Origin of the sequence: Pseudomonas gozinkensis (assembly GCF_014863585.1) — a bacterium.
GTDB lineage: Bacteria > Pseudomonadota > Gammaproteobacteria > Pseudomonadales > Pseudomonadaceae > Aquipseudomonas > Aquipseudomonas gozinkensis.
In genome coordinates, this window is record NZ_CP062253.1 from 5,072,261 (window position 1) to 5,086,523 (window position 14,263).

Genomic DNA, 14,263 nt, shown 5'->3' on the forward strand with positions numbered 1-14,263 from the left:
CAAGGAGTCACGCATGTCCACCGAACAACTGTCGAAAACCCCGCTGCACGCTCTGCACATCGAACTCGGCGCCCGCATGGTGCCGTTCGCCGGCTACGACATGCCGGTGCAATACCCGCTGGGCGTGATGAAGGAGCACCAGCACACCCGTGAGCAGGCCGGGCTGTTCGATGTCTCGCACATGGGCCAGATCCGCCTGACCGGCGCCAATGCCGCCAAAGCCCTGGAAACCCTGGTGCCGGTGGACATCATCGACCTGCCGGTAGGCATGCAGCGTTACGCGATGTTCACCAACGAAACCGGCGGCATCCTCGATGACCTGATGGTCGCCAACCTGGGCAACGACGAACTGTTCCTGGTGGTCAACGCCGCGTGCAAGGACCAGGACCTGGCCCATCTGCAGAAGCACATCGGCGATCAATGCAAGATCGAGCCTCTTTTTGAAGAACGCGCCCTGCTCGCCCTGCAAGGCCCGGCCGCCGTGACCGTGCTGGCTCGCCTGGCGCCGGAAGTGGCGAAAATGACTTTCATGCAATTCACCCGCGTGAAGCTGCTGGGCGTCGACTGCTTTGTCAGCCGTTCGGGCTACACCGGTGAAGACGGTTTCGAAATCTCGGTTCCGGCAGCCGACGCGGAAAAACTCGCGCGCGCCCTGCTGGCCGAACCGGAAGTCGCCGCCATCGGCCTCGGCGCCCGTGACTCGCTGCGCCTGGAAGCCGGCCTGTGCCTGTACGGCCACGACATGAACACCGAGACCACCCCGATCGAAGCCAGCCTGCTGTGGGCAATCTCCAGGTCTCGGCGTTCCGACGGTGCTCGCGCCGGTGGTTTCCCCGGTGCGGAACAAGTCTTCGCTCAGCAGCAAAACGGCGTTTCGCGTAAACGCGTCGGCCTGCTGCCGCAAGAGCGTACGCCGGTCCGTGAAGGTGCAGAGATCGTCAACGAAGCGGGCGAAATCATCGGCAGCGTGTGCAGCGGCGGTTTCGGTCCGACCTTGGGCGGCCCGTTGGCCATGGGTTATCTGGACAGCGCCTATATCGCACTCGACACGCCAGTCTGGGCGATTGTTCGTGGGAAAAAGGTGCCATTGCTTGTAAGCAAAATGCCATTTGTTCCACAACGCTACTATCGCGGTTGATTGACTGTTTCTATAAGTAACGCGATTGCGCTATGCGTGCACTAATGTGTAACGCAATCGCCATAAAACAGTGCACTCCTCTTACATACGATTCGAATTTGAAATTGGCTTATAACGTTCGAAAACAATTGAACAAGCTAATCGTATAAGCCGGACTAGTAGACCGACTAAGTACTAGAAAGGGCAGGAAAACCGGGGCCTTCGCGGGGCTTGTTTTTCCTCCCGTAGTTGGCGTAGAGTTTGTCCACTGTGTTTGCATGGGTCAGCTTGGAATCGTGACCTGGGCAGTAGCCTACAAGTTAGCTACATCCCGTTCGACGTCTTCTTACTCTCCTGCAACCAGCCCCAGTACTCTTTCATGAGAAGGAGACTGTCATCAATTTTTGCGTCAAAGGAAATAAGAAATGTCCACACGTCAGAGCGGTACCGTCAAGTGGTTTAACGACGAGAAAGGTTTTGGTTTTATCACTCCAGAAAGCGGTCCGGATCTGTTCGTGCATTTCCGCGCCATTCAGGGCAACGGCTTCAAGAGCCTGAAAGAAGGCCAGAAAGTGACCTTCGTTGCTGTGCAGGGCCAGAAAGGCATGCAAGCTGATGAAGTCATCGCAGAAGCCTGATTTTCTGTAACGAAAAAGCCCCTGATATTGATATCAGGGGCTTTTTTGTGGGCGCAAATCCGTAAAATGGCGCTTCATTTTCCGTCCAGAGGCTGCCATGTCGAAACACCTGCTCACTCCCCAGGGCGATTTCCCCGCCGTCGGCCTGGGTCGTCGCCTGGCAGCGATGTTCTACGATTTCCTTCTGTGCACCGCTCTGCTGATCGTCACGGGATTCATTTATAAGCTGATCCAGGCCGCGATCATCGGTGAAGAGCGCCTGCGAGTGCTGACCGACGCCGGCAAGCTCGACGGAGACCCGCTGTACTCCACCGTGCTGCTGCTGGTGCTGTTCGGTTTCTTCGCCAAATTCTGGACTCACGCCGGCCAGACCCTGGGCATGCAGGTCTGGGGCATTCGCGTACAGAATGCCGATGGCACCGCGATCAGCCTGTGGCAGGCGCTGCTGCGGTTCATGGTGTCGATCGCGTCGTGGTTATGCCTGGGCCTGGGGTTCTTCTGGTCGCTGTTCGACAAACAGAAACGCGCCTGGCATGACATCTACTCCGACACGCAGCTCGTGCGAATTCCGAAGAAGACCAAATAACTCTCAAACGCCACAAAACAATGTGGGAGCGAGCTTGCTCGCGAAAGCGTCGTGTCAGTCAATATCAATGGCGACTGATACACCGCTTTCGCGAGCAAGCTCGCTCCCACCGGTTTTGCATGCAGACAAGAAGAACTCAGGCGTTGCCGGCCAGCTTCATCCGCGCAGCCTGAGTGAAATCGAGCATGCGCTTGAGTGGGCGGATCGCCTGGGGAATGAGCGCCGGGTCGACGAAGATCTCGTTCGAGCCCTCCTTCAGGCACTTGAGCGTGCGCTCAAGGGTGTTCATGGCCATCCACGGGCAATGCGCGCAACTGCGACACGCCGCGCCGTTACCGGCGGTTGGTGCCTCGATGAAGACCTTGTCCGGGCACAGCTGCTGCATCTTGTAGAAGATGCCGCGATCGGTAGCGACGATCAGGGTCTTGTTCGGCAGCGATTGAGCGGCGGCAATCAGCTGACTGGTAGAGCCCACGGCGTCCGCCAGTTCGATCACCGAAGTCGGCGACTCCGGGTGCACCAGAATGGCGGCATCCGGGTACAGCGCTTTCATGTCTTCCAGCTGCTTGGACTTGAACTCCTCGTGAACGATGCAGGCACCGTCCCAGAGCAGCATGTCGGCGCCGGTCTGACGCTGAATGTAGGTGCCCAGGTGCTTGTCCGGCCCCCAGATAATGGTTTCGCCGTTGTCCATCAGGCTTTCGACGATTTCCAGTGCGCAGCTGGAGGTCACTACCCAGTCGGCCCGGGCTTTGACCGCAGCCGAGGTGTTGGCATACACCACCACGGTGCGTTCCGGATGCTGATCGCAGAACGCCGAGAACTCATCCACCGGGCAACCGAGATCCAGCGAGCAGGTCGCTTCCAGGGTCGGCATCAGCACGCGCTTTTCAGGGTTGAGAATCTTCGCGGTCTCGCCCATGAACTTCACGCCGGCAACCACCACGGTCTTGGCCGGATGGGCATTGCCGAAACGGGCCATTTCCAGGGAATCGGAAACACAACCGCCGGTTTCTTCGGCGAGGGCCTGGATGATCGGATCGCAATAAAAGTGGGCAACCAGCACCGCGTCCTGAGCCTTGAGCTCGGCGGCGATGGCGGAACGGTAATAAGCCTCTTCCTCGGCTGTCAGCGGCTTGGGCTGCTTGGCATCGAGGTGGGCTTGTACCAGAAGGCGTTCGGAAATCTGCGTCATGTTCGCAAGACCTGCAGGCGCATTCGCGCGAAAGTCGAGTATACACCCGGCTCCGGACCGCTTGAGGGTACCGCCGGGAGAGTGAGTATTATCAGGCACGGACAGCATTGAAGCTGCGCAAGGCTACAGAATATCCCGTTGATACAAAAGATGATTCTGACCTGCGTCACGGCGAGCAGAAACGAAGAGAGGGACGCCCGAATCGCAGGCAAAAAAAAATCCGGAAATCCTCACTTTCGTGGGCCTTCCAGACTTTTAAAAACAGCAAAAATGGTGGGTCGTGTGGGATTCGAACCTACGACCAATTGGTTAAAAGCCAACTGCTCTACCAACTGAGCTAACGACCCGCTGTGTGGTGGCGCGTATAATACTGATTTTTAAGGACTATTCAACACCTAATTTGAAAAAAATCAAAAATAAGGTGTCGGGTCGCTGATTCCGGCCGCCACAAAGCCTTCTGCACGCAGTCGGCAGCTGTCGCATTTGCCACAGGCACGGCCATCATCGTCGGCCTGATAGCAGGACACAGTCAGCCCGTAATCAACGCCAAGCTTCACGCCCGCCTGGACAATCTGCGCCTTGCTGAGGTTCTGCAGCGGTGCCTGGATGCGGAAACCATTGCCTTCCACACCCGCCTTGGTCGCCAGATTGGCCATGCGCTCGAACGACTCGATGAACTCGGGACGGCAATCCGGATAACCGGAATAGTCCACCGCGTTGACGCCGATAAAGATGTCACGGGCGCCGAGCACTTCAGCCCAGCCCAATGCCAATGACAGGAAAACCGTGTTGCGCGCCGGCACGTAAGTGACCGGGATGCCTTCGCCCAGCTCTTCCGGGATATCGATGCTGGTGTCCGTCAGGGCCGAACCGCCCATGCCGTTCAGGTTCAGGCCGATCACCTTGTGTTCGACCACACCCAGGTCGCGGGCGACGCGAGCAGCGGCATGCAGTTCGGCGTGGGAACGCTGACCGTAATCGAAACTCATGGTGTAGCAGGCGTAGCCTTCAGCGCGAGCCATCGCCACAACAGTGGCCGAGTCCAGACCACCCGACAGCAGGATTACCGCACGTTTTTGGCTAGTGTTCAGTTGTTCAGTCATCTCAGCGCCCCGGCTCATCATTCCATAGATATTTATGCAGCTGCAGTTGCAGGCGCACTGGCAGGTTATCCGCCACCACCCAGTCCGCCAGATCCCGAGCGTTCAGGTCATGGTGACTTGGGGAAAACAGCACTTCACCTGCACGTCGCTCGAGACCGTACTGGATCAGCTTCGATACCGCCCAGTCATAGTCCTCCCGCGAGCAGATGACAAACTTCACCTGATCGTTGGGCGTCAGCAGTTCGATGTTCTCGTAACGGTTGCGATGGGCTTCTTTGGAGTCAGGCGTCTTCAGGTCGACAACCCGACTGACCCGCGGATCGACCGCCGAGATGTCGAGGGCGCCGCTGGTTTCCAGCGAGACTTCGTAGCCGGCATCGCACAACTGTTTGAGCAAAGGGATGGCATTGGGTTGTGCCAGCGGCTCACCGCCAGTGACGCAGACGTAGCGCGGGCGAAAGCCGGCCACTTGCTCGAGGATGTCGTCGAGGGTACGGATCGTGCCACCGCTGAACGCGTAGGCGCTGTCGCAGTATTGGCAACGCAATGGGCAACCGGTCAGGCGCACAAAAACAGTGGGCAGCCCGGCAGTCCGCGTTTCCCCCTGCAACGAGTAGAAAACTTCGGTGATTCTCAATGTGTCTTGCATAGTCGCCACGGGCGTAACAGCTAAACAGGCTGTCCGCCTCCGTCAGGCACTTCAGGCAACCCCGCCAACGCGTAGATCACCAGAAGCGTGTTTCATAAAAGGGCGTGAATTCTAACGAAAAAACCCGCGACAAGCGCGGGTTTCTTCCAAACGGGTCAAACGCTGTTACATGCGTTGCAGATCGCGCTGCGCCAACTGTGCGGCGGACGTGCCCGGATATTGGGCCACCACCTGCTGCAGAATGCCTTTGACCTTGTCGGTATGACCGAGGCGGCGCTCTACGTCAGCCAGCTTGTACAGCGAATCCGGCACTTTGGCGTGCTTGGGATACAGCTGCGAAACCTTGGCGAAAGCCTGACCTGCACCTTGCAGATCACCTTTGGCCAGATTCACTTCACCCAGCCAGTACTGGGCATTGCCCGCGTATTGGCTATTCGGGTATTTACGCAGGAAAGCGGCAAACGCCTGGCTGGCCTTGTCGAAATCCTTGGCCTTGATCAGGTCGAAAGCGGCATCGTAATACAGCTTTTCCTTGGCCGGATCAGCCGGTTCGCTACCCGCGGCAGGTGCCTGGGCGGCCGCAGCGGCACCGGCTCCAGCGGCGGCACCGGCAGCAGCACTTGCATCGCCACCGGCAGAAGAATTCTCGGGAGTCGCGGCAGGTGCAACGCCGGATCCTATGCGCCGATCAAGATCCTGGTATCGCTCCAGGGATTCCTGCTTCATGCGCGCAATCTGATTCTGCAGTTCTTCGATCACGCCCTGCTGGCGCGATATCTGATCCTGCATTTGTTGCAGTTGGTTGAACAGCATGCCTTGTGCCGAGGCAGGGGCCGAAGCCGCTCCCCCGGCATAGGCGCCGTTCGTACCGTAACCTGCAGGCGGATAACTGCTCCCGCTATTGTTATAACCGGAGTTGTCATCGACCACAGGAACCGCAGCCCACGCCGCAAGCGGCGCGAGGCTGAGAGCCAGAACAGTTACAGCACGACGGCACGTTCGCATATCGAATTACTTACGCAGTTCGACGCGACGGTTTTGAGCCCAGGACTGCTCGTCGTTGCCGGTAGCAACTGGACGCTCTTCGCCGTAGGAAACCAGTTCCAGCTGAGCTGGGGAAACACCTTGCAGTACCAGGTAGCGCTGAACGGCTTTCGCACGACGCTCGCCCAGTGCCATGTTGTACTCACGAGTACCACGTTCGTCGGTGTTGCCTTCCAGAACAACGCGAGCGCCGTTTGCTTTCAGGTCTTTGGCGTGAACGTCCAGAGCGCGCATGGCTTCTGGCTTCAGGTCCGAGCTGTCGTATTCGAAGTAGAAGGTGGTGATTGCGCGCAGAGCAGCTTCTTCGCTCAGGGAACCGTCAACTGCACCAGTGTTTGCGCCGTAACCAGCGTTTGGATCAACAGCGCCTTCACCGGCGTTGTCGCCGCCTTTGGACGAGCAACCTACAGCTACAGCCATGGCCAGAGCCAGCGCAGCAAATTTACCAAACTTCAGCATTTCCATCGTGAAACTCCTAATGAACCCCAGTGTGTTAAGTAAAACGTAAAGCGCCGCGTCAGTTCAGGTAAGGGGACCAGGACGGTTCTCTGACTTCGCCTTGAGCGGTAGGAAGCGGGAGCCTCACGCGTCCATTAATGGACACGAGCATCAAGACTCCCCGGCCCTGCTGGCGGGTGGCGTAGATTACCATGGTGCCGTTGGGCGCAACAGTAGGCGACTCGTCCAGAGTGCTATCAGTGAGGATTTTTACACTTCCGCGCTGCAAATCCTGGGCCGCCACTTTGAAATTGGTGAAACCGTCCTGACGATGGATCATCACCAGGGTCTTTTCATCCGCCGAAAGCTTCGGGTTGGCGTTGTAGTTGCCCACGAACGTCACACGCTCGGCACCGCCGCCCCCGGCGCTGGTCTTGTAGATCTGCGGCTTGCCGCCACGGTCGGAGGTGAAGTAGATGGTCGAACCATCCTTGCCCCAGTACGGTTCGGTGTTGATGCCAGGACCTGCGGTCACGCGGGTGATCTGACGCGAACCGAGGTTCATCACATAAATGTCCGGGTTACCGTCTTTCGACAGTACGAACGCCAGGCGATTGCCGTCCGGCGACCAGGCTGGCGCGCCGTTCAGGCCTTCGAAGTTGGTGATCTGCTCGCGGCGACCGGTGTCGATGTTCTGCATGAAGATGCGCGGACGCTTCTGCTCGAACGACACGTAGGCGATACGCTTGCCGTCCGGTGCAAAACGCGGCGACAGGATCGGCTCGCGCGATTGCAGCAGGGTCACGGCGCGGGCACCGTCGTAGTCCGAACGCTGCAGGGTGTAACGGGTGTTCTTCTCGGAGAAACGCTCGGCCGTGACGTACAGCAGGCGAGTCGAGAACGCACCTTTGATACCGGTCAGTTTTTCGAACGACTGATCGGAAATGTAGTGCGCCATGTCGCGCAGCTGTTCGGTGGTACCGGACACACTGCCGTCAGCCACTTTCTGTTCGGTGGCGACGTTGAACAAAGCCCACTGCACTTGCAGACGACCACCGGCCGGCACGATGCTGCCGACCATCATGTATTGCGCGCCCACCGCCTTCCAGTCACGGAAGATGATTTCGCTCGGCTGGCTTGGCTGGCTGATCATGTTCTGCTTTGGAATCGGCGAGTAATAGCCCGAGTTGCGCAAATCGTTACCAATGATTTCAGCCATGTCATCCGGCAGGACGGCACCGCCCTGGAAACCGAACGGTACGACGGCGATCGGCGTTGCCCGATCGCTGCCGCTGGTGACCAGAATGTTCTTTTCATCCGCCATCGCGATCCCTGCCATGCAGCAGATCACGACCAGCATTCCTCGAAGAAGGTTTCTCACAAGGCTAGATCCTCAGGTGTGAATGTCATCTTGAATGAACGATACGGAGCGAAATCGCTCGGCTTCATTCCCTGCATTTCCGTCAAACGTCCAATATTCTTGACCGCTGCCACTGCCGATGCATCGAACGGACCGTCGCCACTGGACTTGGCCACGCTGACCGAAGTCACCGTACCGTCCGGCAACATGCCGATCTGCAGTACAACCGTCATGCCTTTGCGTGCCGAAGGTGGACGTGCCCAGCCTTCCGCTGCTCGCGCACGAATCAGGTCATCGAAACTGCCCGCGACTTCATCGCCCTGCTCATCGGCCAAGGCCTGCTGGCGCTGCGGCGTGTCGGAAAGCAAATCTGCCAGGGCCTGAGCCTTTTTGTCTTCGGCGGATTTACGTGCCGCGTCCTGCGCTTTCTTCTTCGCAGCATCGGCAGCAGCTTTCTTCTTCGCGTCTTCGGCGACTTTCTTCTTCGCCTCTTCAGCTTCAGCTTTCTTCTTGGCGTCTTCGGCGGCTTTCTTCTTCGCGTCTTCGACGATCTTTTTCTTGGCTTCTTCAGCGGCCGCTTTCTTGGCCTCTTCTTCAGCAGCCTTCTTGGCTTCTTCTTCGGCTTTCTTCTTGGCTATATCAGCCAATTGTTTCTCTTCTGCCTTCTTGGCTTCGGCGGCTTTCTTCGCGTCGTCGGCTTTCTTGGCTTCATCAGCCTTCTTCGCCTCGTCCGCTTTCTTCGCCTCATCGGCCTTCTTGGCTTCCTCGGCCTTTTGAGCCGCTTCTTCTTTCTTTTGTTCCGCAGCCTTCACCGCTTCCTGCTCGACCTTTTTCTGCTCCATCTGCTCGACTTCAGTCTGGCGCGCGGCGGATTTCTTCGCCTCACCCGCAATCTTCTGATTGGTCTGGGTGGTTGCCTGACTTTTCGATTTCAGCTGGTACAGGGTCGCCTGGACAATCGGCTTGGCCGGCGGCAGCTCCGGGGTCAGGGCGAAACTGACGAACAGCATGCCGAACACCAGCACGTGCAAGCCAATCGCCCAGACACTAGGCCAGAAGTAGCTTTCCGAGGCGGACGGCTCTCGCTGTTGCTGCATCAGGGCGCCTCGGTGATCAAGCCAACGTTACCGACCCCGGCTTTCTGCAACCCGCCCATGGCGCCCATGACGGAGCCATAATCGACGGACTTGTCGCCACGGATGAAGACCTGGGTACGCTTGCCGCCTTCAGTGCCGGCACGAATGATCTTGGTCACCGCGTCGGTCATCTGTGGCAGGGTCATGGCACGGTCCTGCTGCTTCTCGGTGTCGACTTCGCTGCCAAGGTTCCAGTAGTAGGTCTTGTCCGATTTGATCGAAATGGTCAGCACCTGGGTGTTGTTGTCCTGCGGCAAGGCTTCGCTGGAAACCTTGGGCAGATCCACTTTCACGCCCTGATTGAGCATCGGCGCAGTCACCATGAAGATGACCAGCAGCACCAGCATCACGTCGATGTAAGGCACTACGTTCATCTCGGCGACCGGCTTGCGCTTGTGTCGGGCTCGAGTGATTAAAGCCATCGTGAAATACCTGCTTATTCTTCGCTGGTGTGCACTTTGCGGTGCAGGATCGCCTGGAATTCATCGGCGAAGGTGTAGTAGCGGCTCAGCAAGGTTTCACTGCGGGCAGAGAAACGGTTGTAAGCGATAACGGCCGGGATCGCGGCGAACAGACCGATCGCGGTGGCGATCAGGGCTTCGGCGATGCCGGGTGCCACGGTGGCCAGGGTGGCCTGCTGGGCGCTGGCCAGACCACGGAAGGAGTTCATGATCCCCCAGACGGTACCGAACAGACCGATGTACGGGCTGACCGAACCGACGGTGGCGAGGAACGGCAGGCTCTGCTCGAGCTTCTCTTCCTCACGGGAGATGGCGACGCGCATGGCACGGGCCACGCCTTCCATCACTGCTTCAGGATCGACACCAGGCTGCTGACGCAGACGGGAGAACTCCTTGAAGCCGGCGCGGAAGATCTGCTCGACGCCCGAATCCGGATCCGGGTTGCTGCCGGCCTGACGGTAGAGTTTGGACAGGTCGATACCCGACCAGAAGCGCTCCTCGAAGCTCTCCAGGGCACGTCGACCGGCGCGCAGCAGGTTGCTGCGCTGAAAGATCATGATCCATGAGGTCACCGATGCGGCTACCAGGGTCAACATTACCAACTGCACCACGATGCTGGCATTGCTGACCAGGCTCCACATGGAGGAATGGTCGACGACGTTAGCTTCCACGCTTTATCTCCTGCTTTGAGTGTGTACCCGTGCCGACCGCGTCGGCAAAGGCCGCACGCAGGTCTTCGGGAAGGGCCCGGGGTTTCAAACTGTTAGTGCGCACACAGGCCACCAGAAACTGCCCTTCGCAGAGCAGCACATTATCCGTTGCCCGCCTGACCTGCTGTCGAAAGCGCAGGCTGGCACGGTTCAATTCGATTACATCAGCGCTTACCAGAAGCTCGTCATCCAGTCGCGCCGGCGCGTGGTAACGCGCTTCGCTGGAATGCACGACGAACAACAGGTCCTCCCCTGCCAGCGCCGACTGGGCAAAGCCCAGCTCCCGGAGCCGCTCGGTTCGAGCCCGTTCCATAAACTTGAGGTAATTAACGTAATACACGATGCCGCCCGCATCGGTGTCCTCGTAATAAACGCGACAACGATGTGCGAACGACTCAAGCCCGTTTTGCGCGCGCATACTCTAGTGCTTACTCCTCGGGTTGCCAATCCGGCCAGGCAACTGTTTTTCATTGTTCGAAGGCTTTACCGCAAAAGTACCGTCCTGAGACAGTACAAACGCTGAATAAATCGACAATAAATGTGTATTAATCGTCCACGGCATCGAGAAACTCGTCTACCACGGGCATCTCGCCCATTCGTGTCGGAATGTTTAAACCAAAATGCAGGTACGCGTGGCGGGTAACCACCCTGCCCCGTGGTGTCCGCATGATGTAACCCTGCTGAATCAGATACGGCTCGAGCACGTCTTCAATGGTGTGGCGTTCTTCGCTGATCGCCGCCGCCAGACTGTCGATGCCCACCGGGCCACCGTCGAACTTCTCGATCATGGTCAACAGCAGACGCCGGTCCTGATGATCGAAACCGTGCTCGTCGACATCCAGCAGGTTCAGCGCCAGATCCGCGACGGACTTGGTGATGTGGCCCTTGGCCCGGACTTCGGCGAAATCCCGTACCCGGCGCAACAGTCGGTTGGCGATCCGCGGCGTGCCACGGGCGCGGCGGGCAATCTCGAAAGCCCCTTCCGGATCCAGCGGCAGGCCGAGGATATTCGCTGAACGGCTGACAATCGTCGCCAGGTCAGCGGTGCTGTAGAACTCGAGACGCTGGACGATGCCGAAACGGTCGCGCAACGGGTTGGTCAGCATGCCCGCCCTGGTGGTCGCACCCACCAGGGTGAACGGCGGCAGATCGAGTTTGATCGAACGCGCCGCCGGCCCTTCACCGATCATGATGTCGAGCTGGAAATCTTCCATGGCCGGGTACAGCACTTCTTCTACGATCGGCGACAGGCGATGGATTTCATCGATGAACAGCACGTCGTGCGGCTCAAGATTGGTCAACAGCGCCGCCAGATCACCCGGGCGCTCCAGCACCGGGCCGGAAGTGCTCTTGATCGACACACCCATTTCCTGGGCGATGATGTTCGCCAGCGTGGTTTTACCCAGCCCCGGCGGGCCGAAGATCAGGGTGTGGTCGAGGGATTCGCTACGGCCACGGGCGGCCTGGATAAACAGTTCCATCTGCTCGCGAACGGTCGGCTGGCCGATGTACTCGGCGAGGCTGACGGGACGTATCGCCCGATCCTGGACTTCTTCGCGCTCACGCGGGCTGTGCGTGGCGGCGATCAGACGATCAGCTTCAATCACTTAAATCATTCCCTTCAGGGCGCGTCGAATCATGTCTTCGCTGCTCAGGCCTTTCTCTTTGATCGCGGAAATCGCCTTGCTCGCTTCCTGTGGTTTGTAGCCCAGGGAAATCAGCGCGCTGACCGCATCGTTCTCGGCGGTGTTGACCGGCGCCGGGCCGTCCGGCTGGTTGGGTACCAGTGCGAACATGGCCGGCGAGGTTTCCCAGGCCTTGAAGCGATCCTTGAGTTCAACCAGCAGACGCTCGGCAGTTTTCTTGCCCACGCCCGGCACCTTGGTCAGCGCCGAGGTGTCCTGGGACTGCACGCAACGGATCAGTTCGTCGACTTCCAGACTCGACATCAAGGCCAGCGCCAGTTTCGGCCCCACACCATTGAGACGGATCAACTCGCGAAAAAAGTCTCGCTCACGCTTGCCGGCAAAACCATAGAGTAACTGCGCGTCTTCGCGTACGACCAAATGGGTGTGCAGGGTCAGCGGTTCACCGACCGACGGCAGACGATAAAGGGTGGTCATGGGCACTTCCAGCTCATACCCGAGGCCGTTTACATCCAGAATCAGGTGCGGCGGCTGTTTCTCAGCCAGAGTGCCGCGCAAGCGTCCAATCACGTTTCAGATCCTTGAGCGTTGGCCAGCCGTGGGCTGGCGACTGTCGGAAGGAGAGTTTCGGGCCGACGACCCAGGCGCAAAACACGCATTCCGGAAATTTGACTGCTGATGCTATCAGAGACGCAGTCGCCCGCCACGACTGCGTGCCGTTCCCAAGCCGTGCGGCAACAGACTGGAGCGCGTGTGGGCGTGACAAATGGCAATCGCCAGGGCATCCGACGCGTCGATTTGCGGTTTGCTGGTCAGCTTGAGCATGTGCATGACCATCATCTGCACCTGCTCTTTATTGGCCGCGCCCGTCCCCACCACTGCCTGTTTGACCTGCGTGGCCGTGTACTCGGCGATCTCCAGGCTCTCTTCGGCGCCAGCGACGATAGCGGCCCCACGGGCCTGCCCGAGCTTGAGCGCCGAGTCGGCGTTTTTCGCCATGAACACCTTTTCGATGCCCATGGTGACCGGGCCGTAGGTCTGGATGATCTCCCGCACGCCGCGATAGACGATCTGCAACCGTTCATGCAATTCGCCGGCACCAGTGCGGATACAACCCGAGGCGACATAGATGCAACCGCCGCGTCCGGTATCGCGAACAATGCCGTAGCCGGTAATGCGCGAACCGGGGTCGATACCAAGAATTAAAGTCATAACGCCTGCAGGTTCGGTAAAAGCACTGAATTCAAGATAACGCATAACAAATGTGGGAGCTGGCTTGCCAGCGATGACGGTGTGTCAGGCACGATCATTACCTGATGTGCCGACGCCATCGCTGGCAAGCCAGCTCCCACATTGAAGCCTAGTCGCTCTTAACCGAGCTGAGCGGCCACGTCTTCCGGAATGTCCGCGTTGGAGTAGACGTTCTGCACGTCGTCCAGGTCTTCCAGCATGTCGATCAGCTTGAGCACCTTCTCGGCGCCCTCCAGGTCCAGTTCGGCGCTGGTGGTCGGCTGCATGACGATTTCCGCGTCATCACCCTTGAAGCCTGCGGCCTCCAGGGCATTGCGCACCGCGTAGAAACTGGTGAACGAGGTGAACACGTCGATCGAGCCGTCTTCGTGGCTGACCACGTCGTCGGCATCGGCTTCCAGCGCCGCTTCTGTCAGCGCGTCCTCATCGACACCCGGCGCAAAGCTGATCTGCCCCTTGCGTTCGAACAGGTAAGCTACCGAACCGTCGGTACCGAGGTTGCCGCCACACTTGCTGAACGCGTGGCGCACGGCCGCTGCGGTACGGTTGCGGTTGTCGGTCATGCACTCGACCATTACGGCAACGCCGCCCGGGCCGTAGCCTTCATAGGTCAACTCTTCAACGTTGTCGGCTTCGGTCGCGCCGGCGCCACGGGCCACGGCACGGTCGATGATGTCCCGGCTCATGTTGGCGCCCAGTGCCTTGTCCAGTGCCAGACGCAGACGCGGGTTGGAGCCCGGATCACCGCCGCCCTGACGGGCCGCCACGGTCAGTTCGCGGATCCACTTGGTGAAGATCTTGCCTCTCTTGGCATCCTGGCGTTCTTTGCGGTGCTTGATGTTCGCCCACTTGGAATGACCTGCCATAACTCGCTCCGAATTCTCTTGAACAATGCCCGCCATGCAACTGCATCGGCCAGCAAAAAAATC

At 58.9% G+C, this 14,263-nt stretch carries 17 protein-coding genes and 1 tRNA gene; 3 read left to right on the forward strand and 15 right to left on the reverse strand.

What is annotated here, in order from left to right; genetic code table 11:
- Positions 1-13 precede the first annotated feature (13 nt).
- The 3 genes from gcvT to IHQ43_RS22555 all read left to right on the forward strand — a co-directional run bounded on the left by gcvT (position 14) and on the right by IHQ43_RS22555 (position 2,341).
- The gene (gcvT, locus tag IHQ43_RS22545; RefSeq protein ID WP_192562168.1) at positions 14-1,138 is read left to right on the forward strand and encodes a glycine cleavage system aminomethyltransferase GcvT; all 1,125 of its coding nucleotides are present in this window, start codon (positions 14-16) and stop codon (positions 1,136-1,138) included.
- A 404-nt stretch (positions 1,139-1,542) separates the two neighbouring features.
- Positions 1,543-1,755: a cold-shock protein gene (locus tag IHQ43_RS22550; RefSeq protein WP_007951194.1), complete on the forward strand. Its 213-nt coding sequence runs from the start codon at positions 1,543-1,545 to the stop codon at positions 1,753-1,755.
- A gap of 97 nt (positions 1,756-1,852) precedes the next feature.
- Positions 1,853-2,341, forward strand: coding sequence for an RDD family protein (locus IHQ43_RS22555; protein ID WP_192562169.1), 489 nt, complete (start codon positions 1,853-1,855; stop codon positions 2,339-2,341).
- A gap of 136 nt (positions 2,342-2,477) precedes the next feature.
- Here the strand turns inward: IHQ43_RS22555 and nadA are convergent, their stop codons facing one another.
- From nadA to IHQ43_RS22630, 15 genes are all read right to left on the reverse strand, one after another.
- Positions 2,478-3,536 carry a quinolinate synthase NadA gene (gene nadA, locus IHQ43_RS22560; RefSeq protein WP_039766022.1) on the reverse strand — a complete coding sequence of 353 codons (1,059 nt, stop codon included), beginning with the start codon at positions 3,534-3,536 and terminating at the stop codon, positions 2,478-2,480.
- Positions 3,537-3,807: 271 nt separating this feature from the next.
- Positions 3,808-3,883 (reverse strand) — tRNA-Lys (locus tag IHQ43_RS22565).
- Positions 3,884-3,946: 63 nt separating this feature from the next.
- Entirely contained in the window at positions 3,947-4,639 is a 693-nt protein-coding gene (gene queC / locus IHQ43_RS22570) for a 7-cyano-7-deazaguanine synthase QueC (RefSeq protein WP_064383747.1), read from the reverse strand.
- Position 4,640: 1 nt separating this feature from the next.
- Positions 4,641-5,288 carry a 7-carboxy-7-deazaguanine synthase QueE gene (gene queE, locus IHQ43_RS22575; RefSeq protein ID WP_007951198.1) on the reverse strand — a complete coding sequence of 216 codons (648 nt, stop codon included), beginning with the start codon at positions 5,286-5,288 and terminating at the stop codon, positions 4,641-4,643.
- Between the two features lie 165 nt (positions 5,289-5,453).
- Positions 5,454-6,293, reverse strand: a complete 840-nt coding sequence (ybgF, locus tag IHQ43_RS22580; protein WP_192562170.1) for a tol-pal system protein YbgF — start codon at positions 6,291-6,293, stop codon at positions 5,454-5,456.
- A gap of 6 nt (positions 6,294-6,299) precedes the next feature.
- Positions 6,300-6,797, reverse strand: a complete 498-nt coding sequence (pal, locus tag IHQ43_RS22585; protein WP_003178634.1) for a peptidoglycan-associated lipoprotein Pal — start codon at positions 6,795-6,797, stop codon at positions 6,300-6,302.
- Positions 6,798-6,849: 52 nt separating this feature from the next.
- Positions 6,850-8,130: a Tol-Pal system beta propeller repeat protein TolB gene (gene tolB / locus IHQ43_RS22590; protein WP_166742344.1), complete on the reverse strand. Its 1,281-nt coding sequence runs from the start codon at positions 8,128-8,130 to the stop codon at positions 6,850-6,852.
- 17 nt (positions 8,131-8,147) lie between these two features.
- The gene (gene tolA / locus IHQ43_RS22595; RefSeq protein ID WP_011335641.1) at positions 8,148-9,227 is read right to left on the reverse strand and encodes a cell envelope integrity protein TolA; all 1,080 of its coding nucleotides are present in this window, start codon (positions 9,225-9,227) and stop codon (positions 8,148-8,150) included.
- Entirely contained in the window at positions 9,227-9,679 is a 453-nt protein-coding gene (tolR, locus tag IHQ43_RS22600) for a protein TolR (protein WP_162130475.1), read from the reverse strand. Before tolR ends, tolA begins: the two co-directional genes overlap by 1 nt.
- A 23-nt stretch (positions 9,680-9,702) precedes the next feature.
- Positions 9,703-10,398 carry a protein TolQ gene (tolQ, locus tag IHQ43_RS22605; RefSeq protein ID WP_007912733.1) on the reverse strand — a complete coding sequence of 232 codons (696 nt, stop codon included), beginning with the start codon at positions 10,396-10,398 and terminating at the stop codon, positions 9,703-9,705.
- Positions 10,388-10,855, reverse strand: coding sequence for a tol-pal system-associated acyl-CoA thioesterase (gene ybgC, locus IHQ43_RS22610; protein WP_192562171.1), 468 nt, complete (start codon positions 10,853-10,855; stop codon positions 10,388-10,390). Before ybgC ends, tolQ begins: the two co-directional genes overlap by 11 nt.
- 127 nt (positions 10,856-10,982) lie before the next feature.
- A complete protein-coding gene (gene ruvB, locus IHQ43_RS22615) occupies positions 10,983-12,044 on the reverse strand; it encodes a Holliday junction branch migration DNA helicase RuvB (RefSeq protein ID WP_192562172.1) in 1,062 nt (353 codons plus the stop codon).
- The gene (gene ruvA, locus IHQ43_RS22620; protein WP_007951205.1) at positions 12,045-12,653 is read right to left on the reverse strand and encodes a Holliday junction branch migration protein RuvA; all 609 of its coding nucleotides are present in this window, start codon (positions 12,651-12,653) and stop codon (positions 12,045-12,047) included.
- A 114-nt stretch (positions 12,654-12,767) separates the two neighbouring features.
- Positions 12,768-13,295, reverse strand: a complete 528-nt coding sequence (gene ruvC, locus IHQ43_RS22625) for a crossover junction endodeoxyribonuclease RuvC (protein WP_007951206.1) — start codon at positions 13,293-13,295, stop codon at positions 12,768-12,770.
- Positions 13,296-13,453: 158 nt separating this feature from the next.
- Positions 13,454-14,200 (reverse strand): YebC/PmpR family DNA-binding transcriptional regulator, encoded by a 747-nt coding sequence (locus IHQ43_RS22630; RefSeq protein ID WP_003227527.1) that lies wholly within the window; start codon positions 14,198-14,200, stop codon positions 13,454-13,456.
- Positions 14,201-14,263 lie beyond the last annotated feature (63 nt).

Coding starts and splice junctions, on each gene's coding strand:
- gcvT (WP_192562168.1), top strand. CDS start 14: ATGTCCACCGAACAACTGTCGAAAACCCCGCTGCACGCTCTGCACATC.
- IHQ43_RS22550 (WP_007951194.1), top strand. CDS start 1,543: ATGTCCACACGTCAGAGCGGTACCGTCAAGTGGTTTAACGACGAGAAA.
- IHQ43_RS22555 (WP_192562169.1), top strand. CDS start 1,853: ATGTCGAAACACCTGCTCACTCCCCAGGGCGATTTCCCCGCCGTCGGC.
- nadA (WP_039766022.1), bottom strand. CDS start 3,536: ATGACGCAGATTTCCGAACGCCTTCTGGTACAAGCCCACCTCGATGCC.
- queC (WP_064383747.1), bottom strand. CDS start 4,639: ATGACTGAACAACTGAACACTAGCCAAAAACGTGCGGTAATCCTGCTG.
- queE (WP_007951198.1), bottom strand. CDS start 5,288: ATGCAAGACACATTGAGAATCACCGAAGTTTTCTACTCGTTGCAGGGG.
- ybgF (WP_192562170.1), bottom strand. CDS start 6,293: ATGCGAACGTGCCGTCGTGCTGTAACTGTTCTGGCTCTCAGCCTCGCG.
- pal (WP_003178634.1), bottom strand. CDS start 6,797: ATGGAAATGCTGAAGTTTGGTAAATTTGCTGCGCTGGCTCTGGCCATG.
- tolB (WP_166742344.1), bottom strand. CDS start 8,130: ATGCTGGTCGTGATCTGCTGCATGGCAGGGATCGCGATGGCGGATGAA.
- tolA (WP_011335641.1), bottom strand. CDS start 9,227: ATGCAGCAACAGCGAGAGCCGTCCGCCTCGGAAAGCTACTTCTGGCCT.
- ybgC (WP_192562171.1), bottom strand. CDS start 10,855: ATGCGCGCGCAAAACGGGCTTGAGTCGTTCGCACATCGTTGTCGCGTT.
- ruvC (WP_007951206.1), bottom strand. CDS start 13,295: ATGACTTTAATTCTTGGTATCGACCCCGGTTCGCGCATTACCGGCTAC.
- IHQ43_RS22630 (WP_003227527.1), bottom strand. CDS start 14,200: ATGGCAGGTCATTCCAAGTGGGCGAACATCAAGCACCGCAAAGAACGC.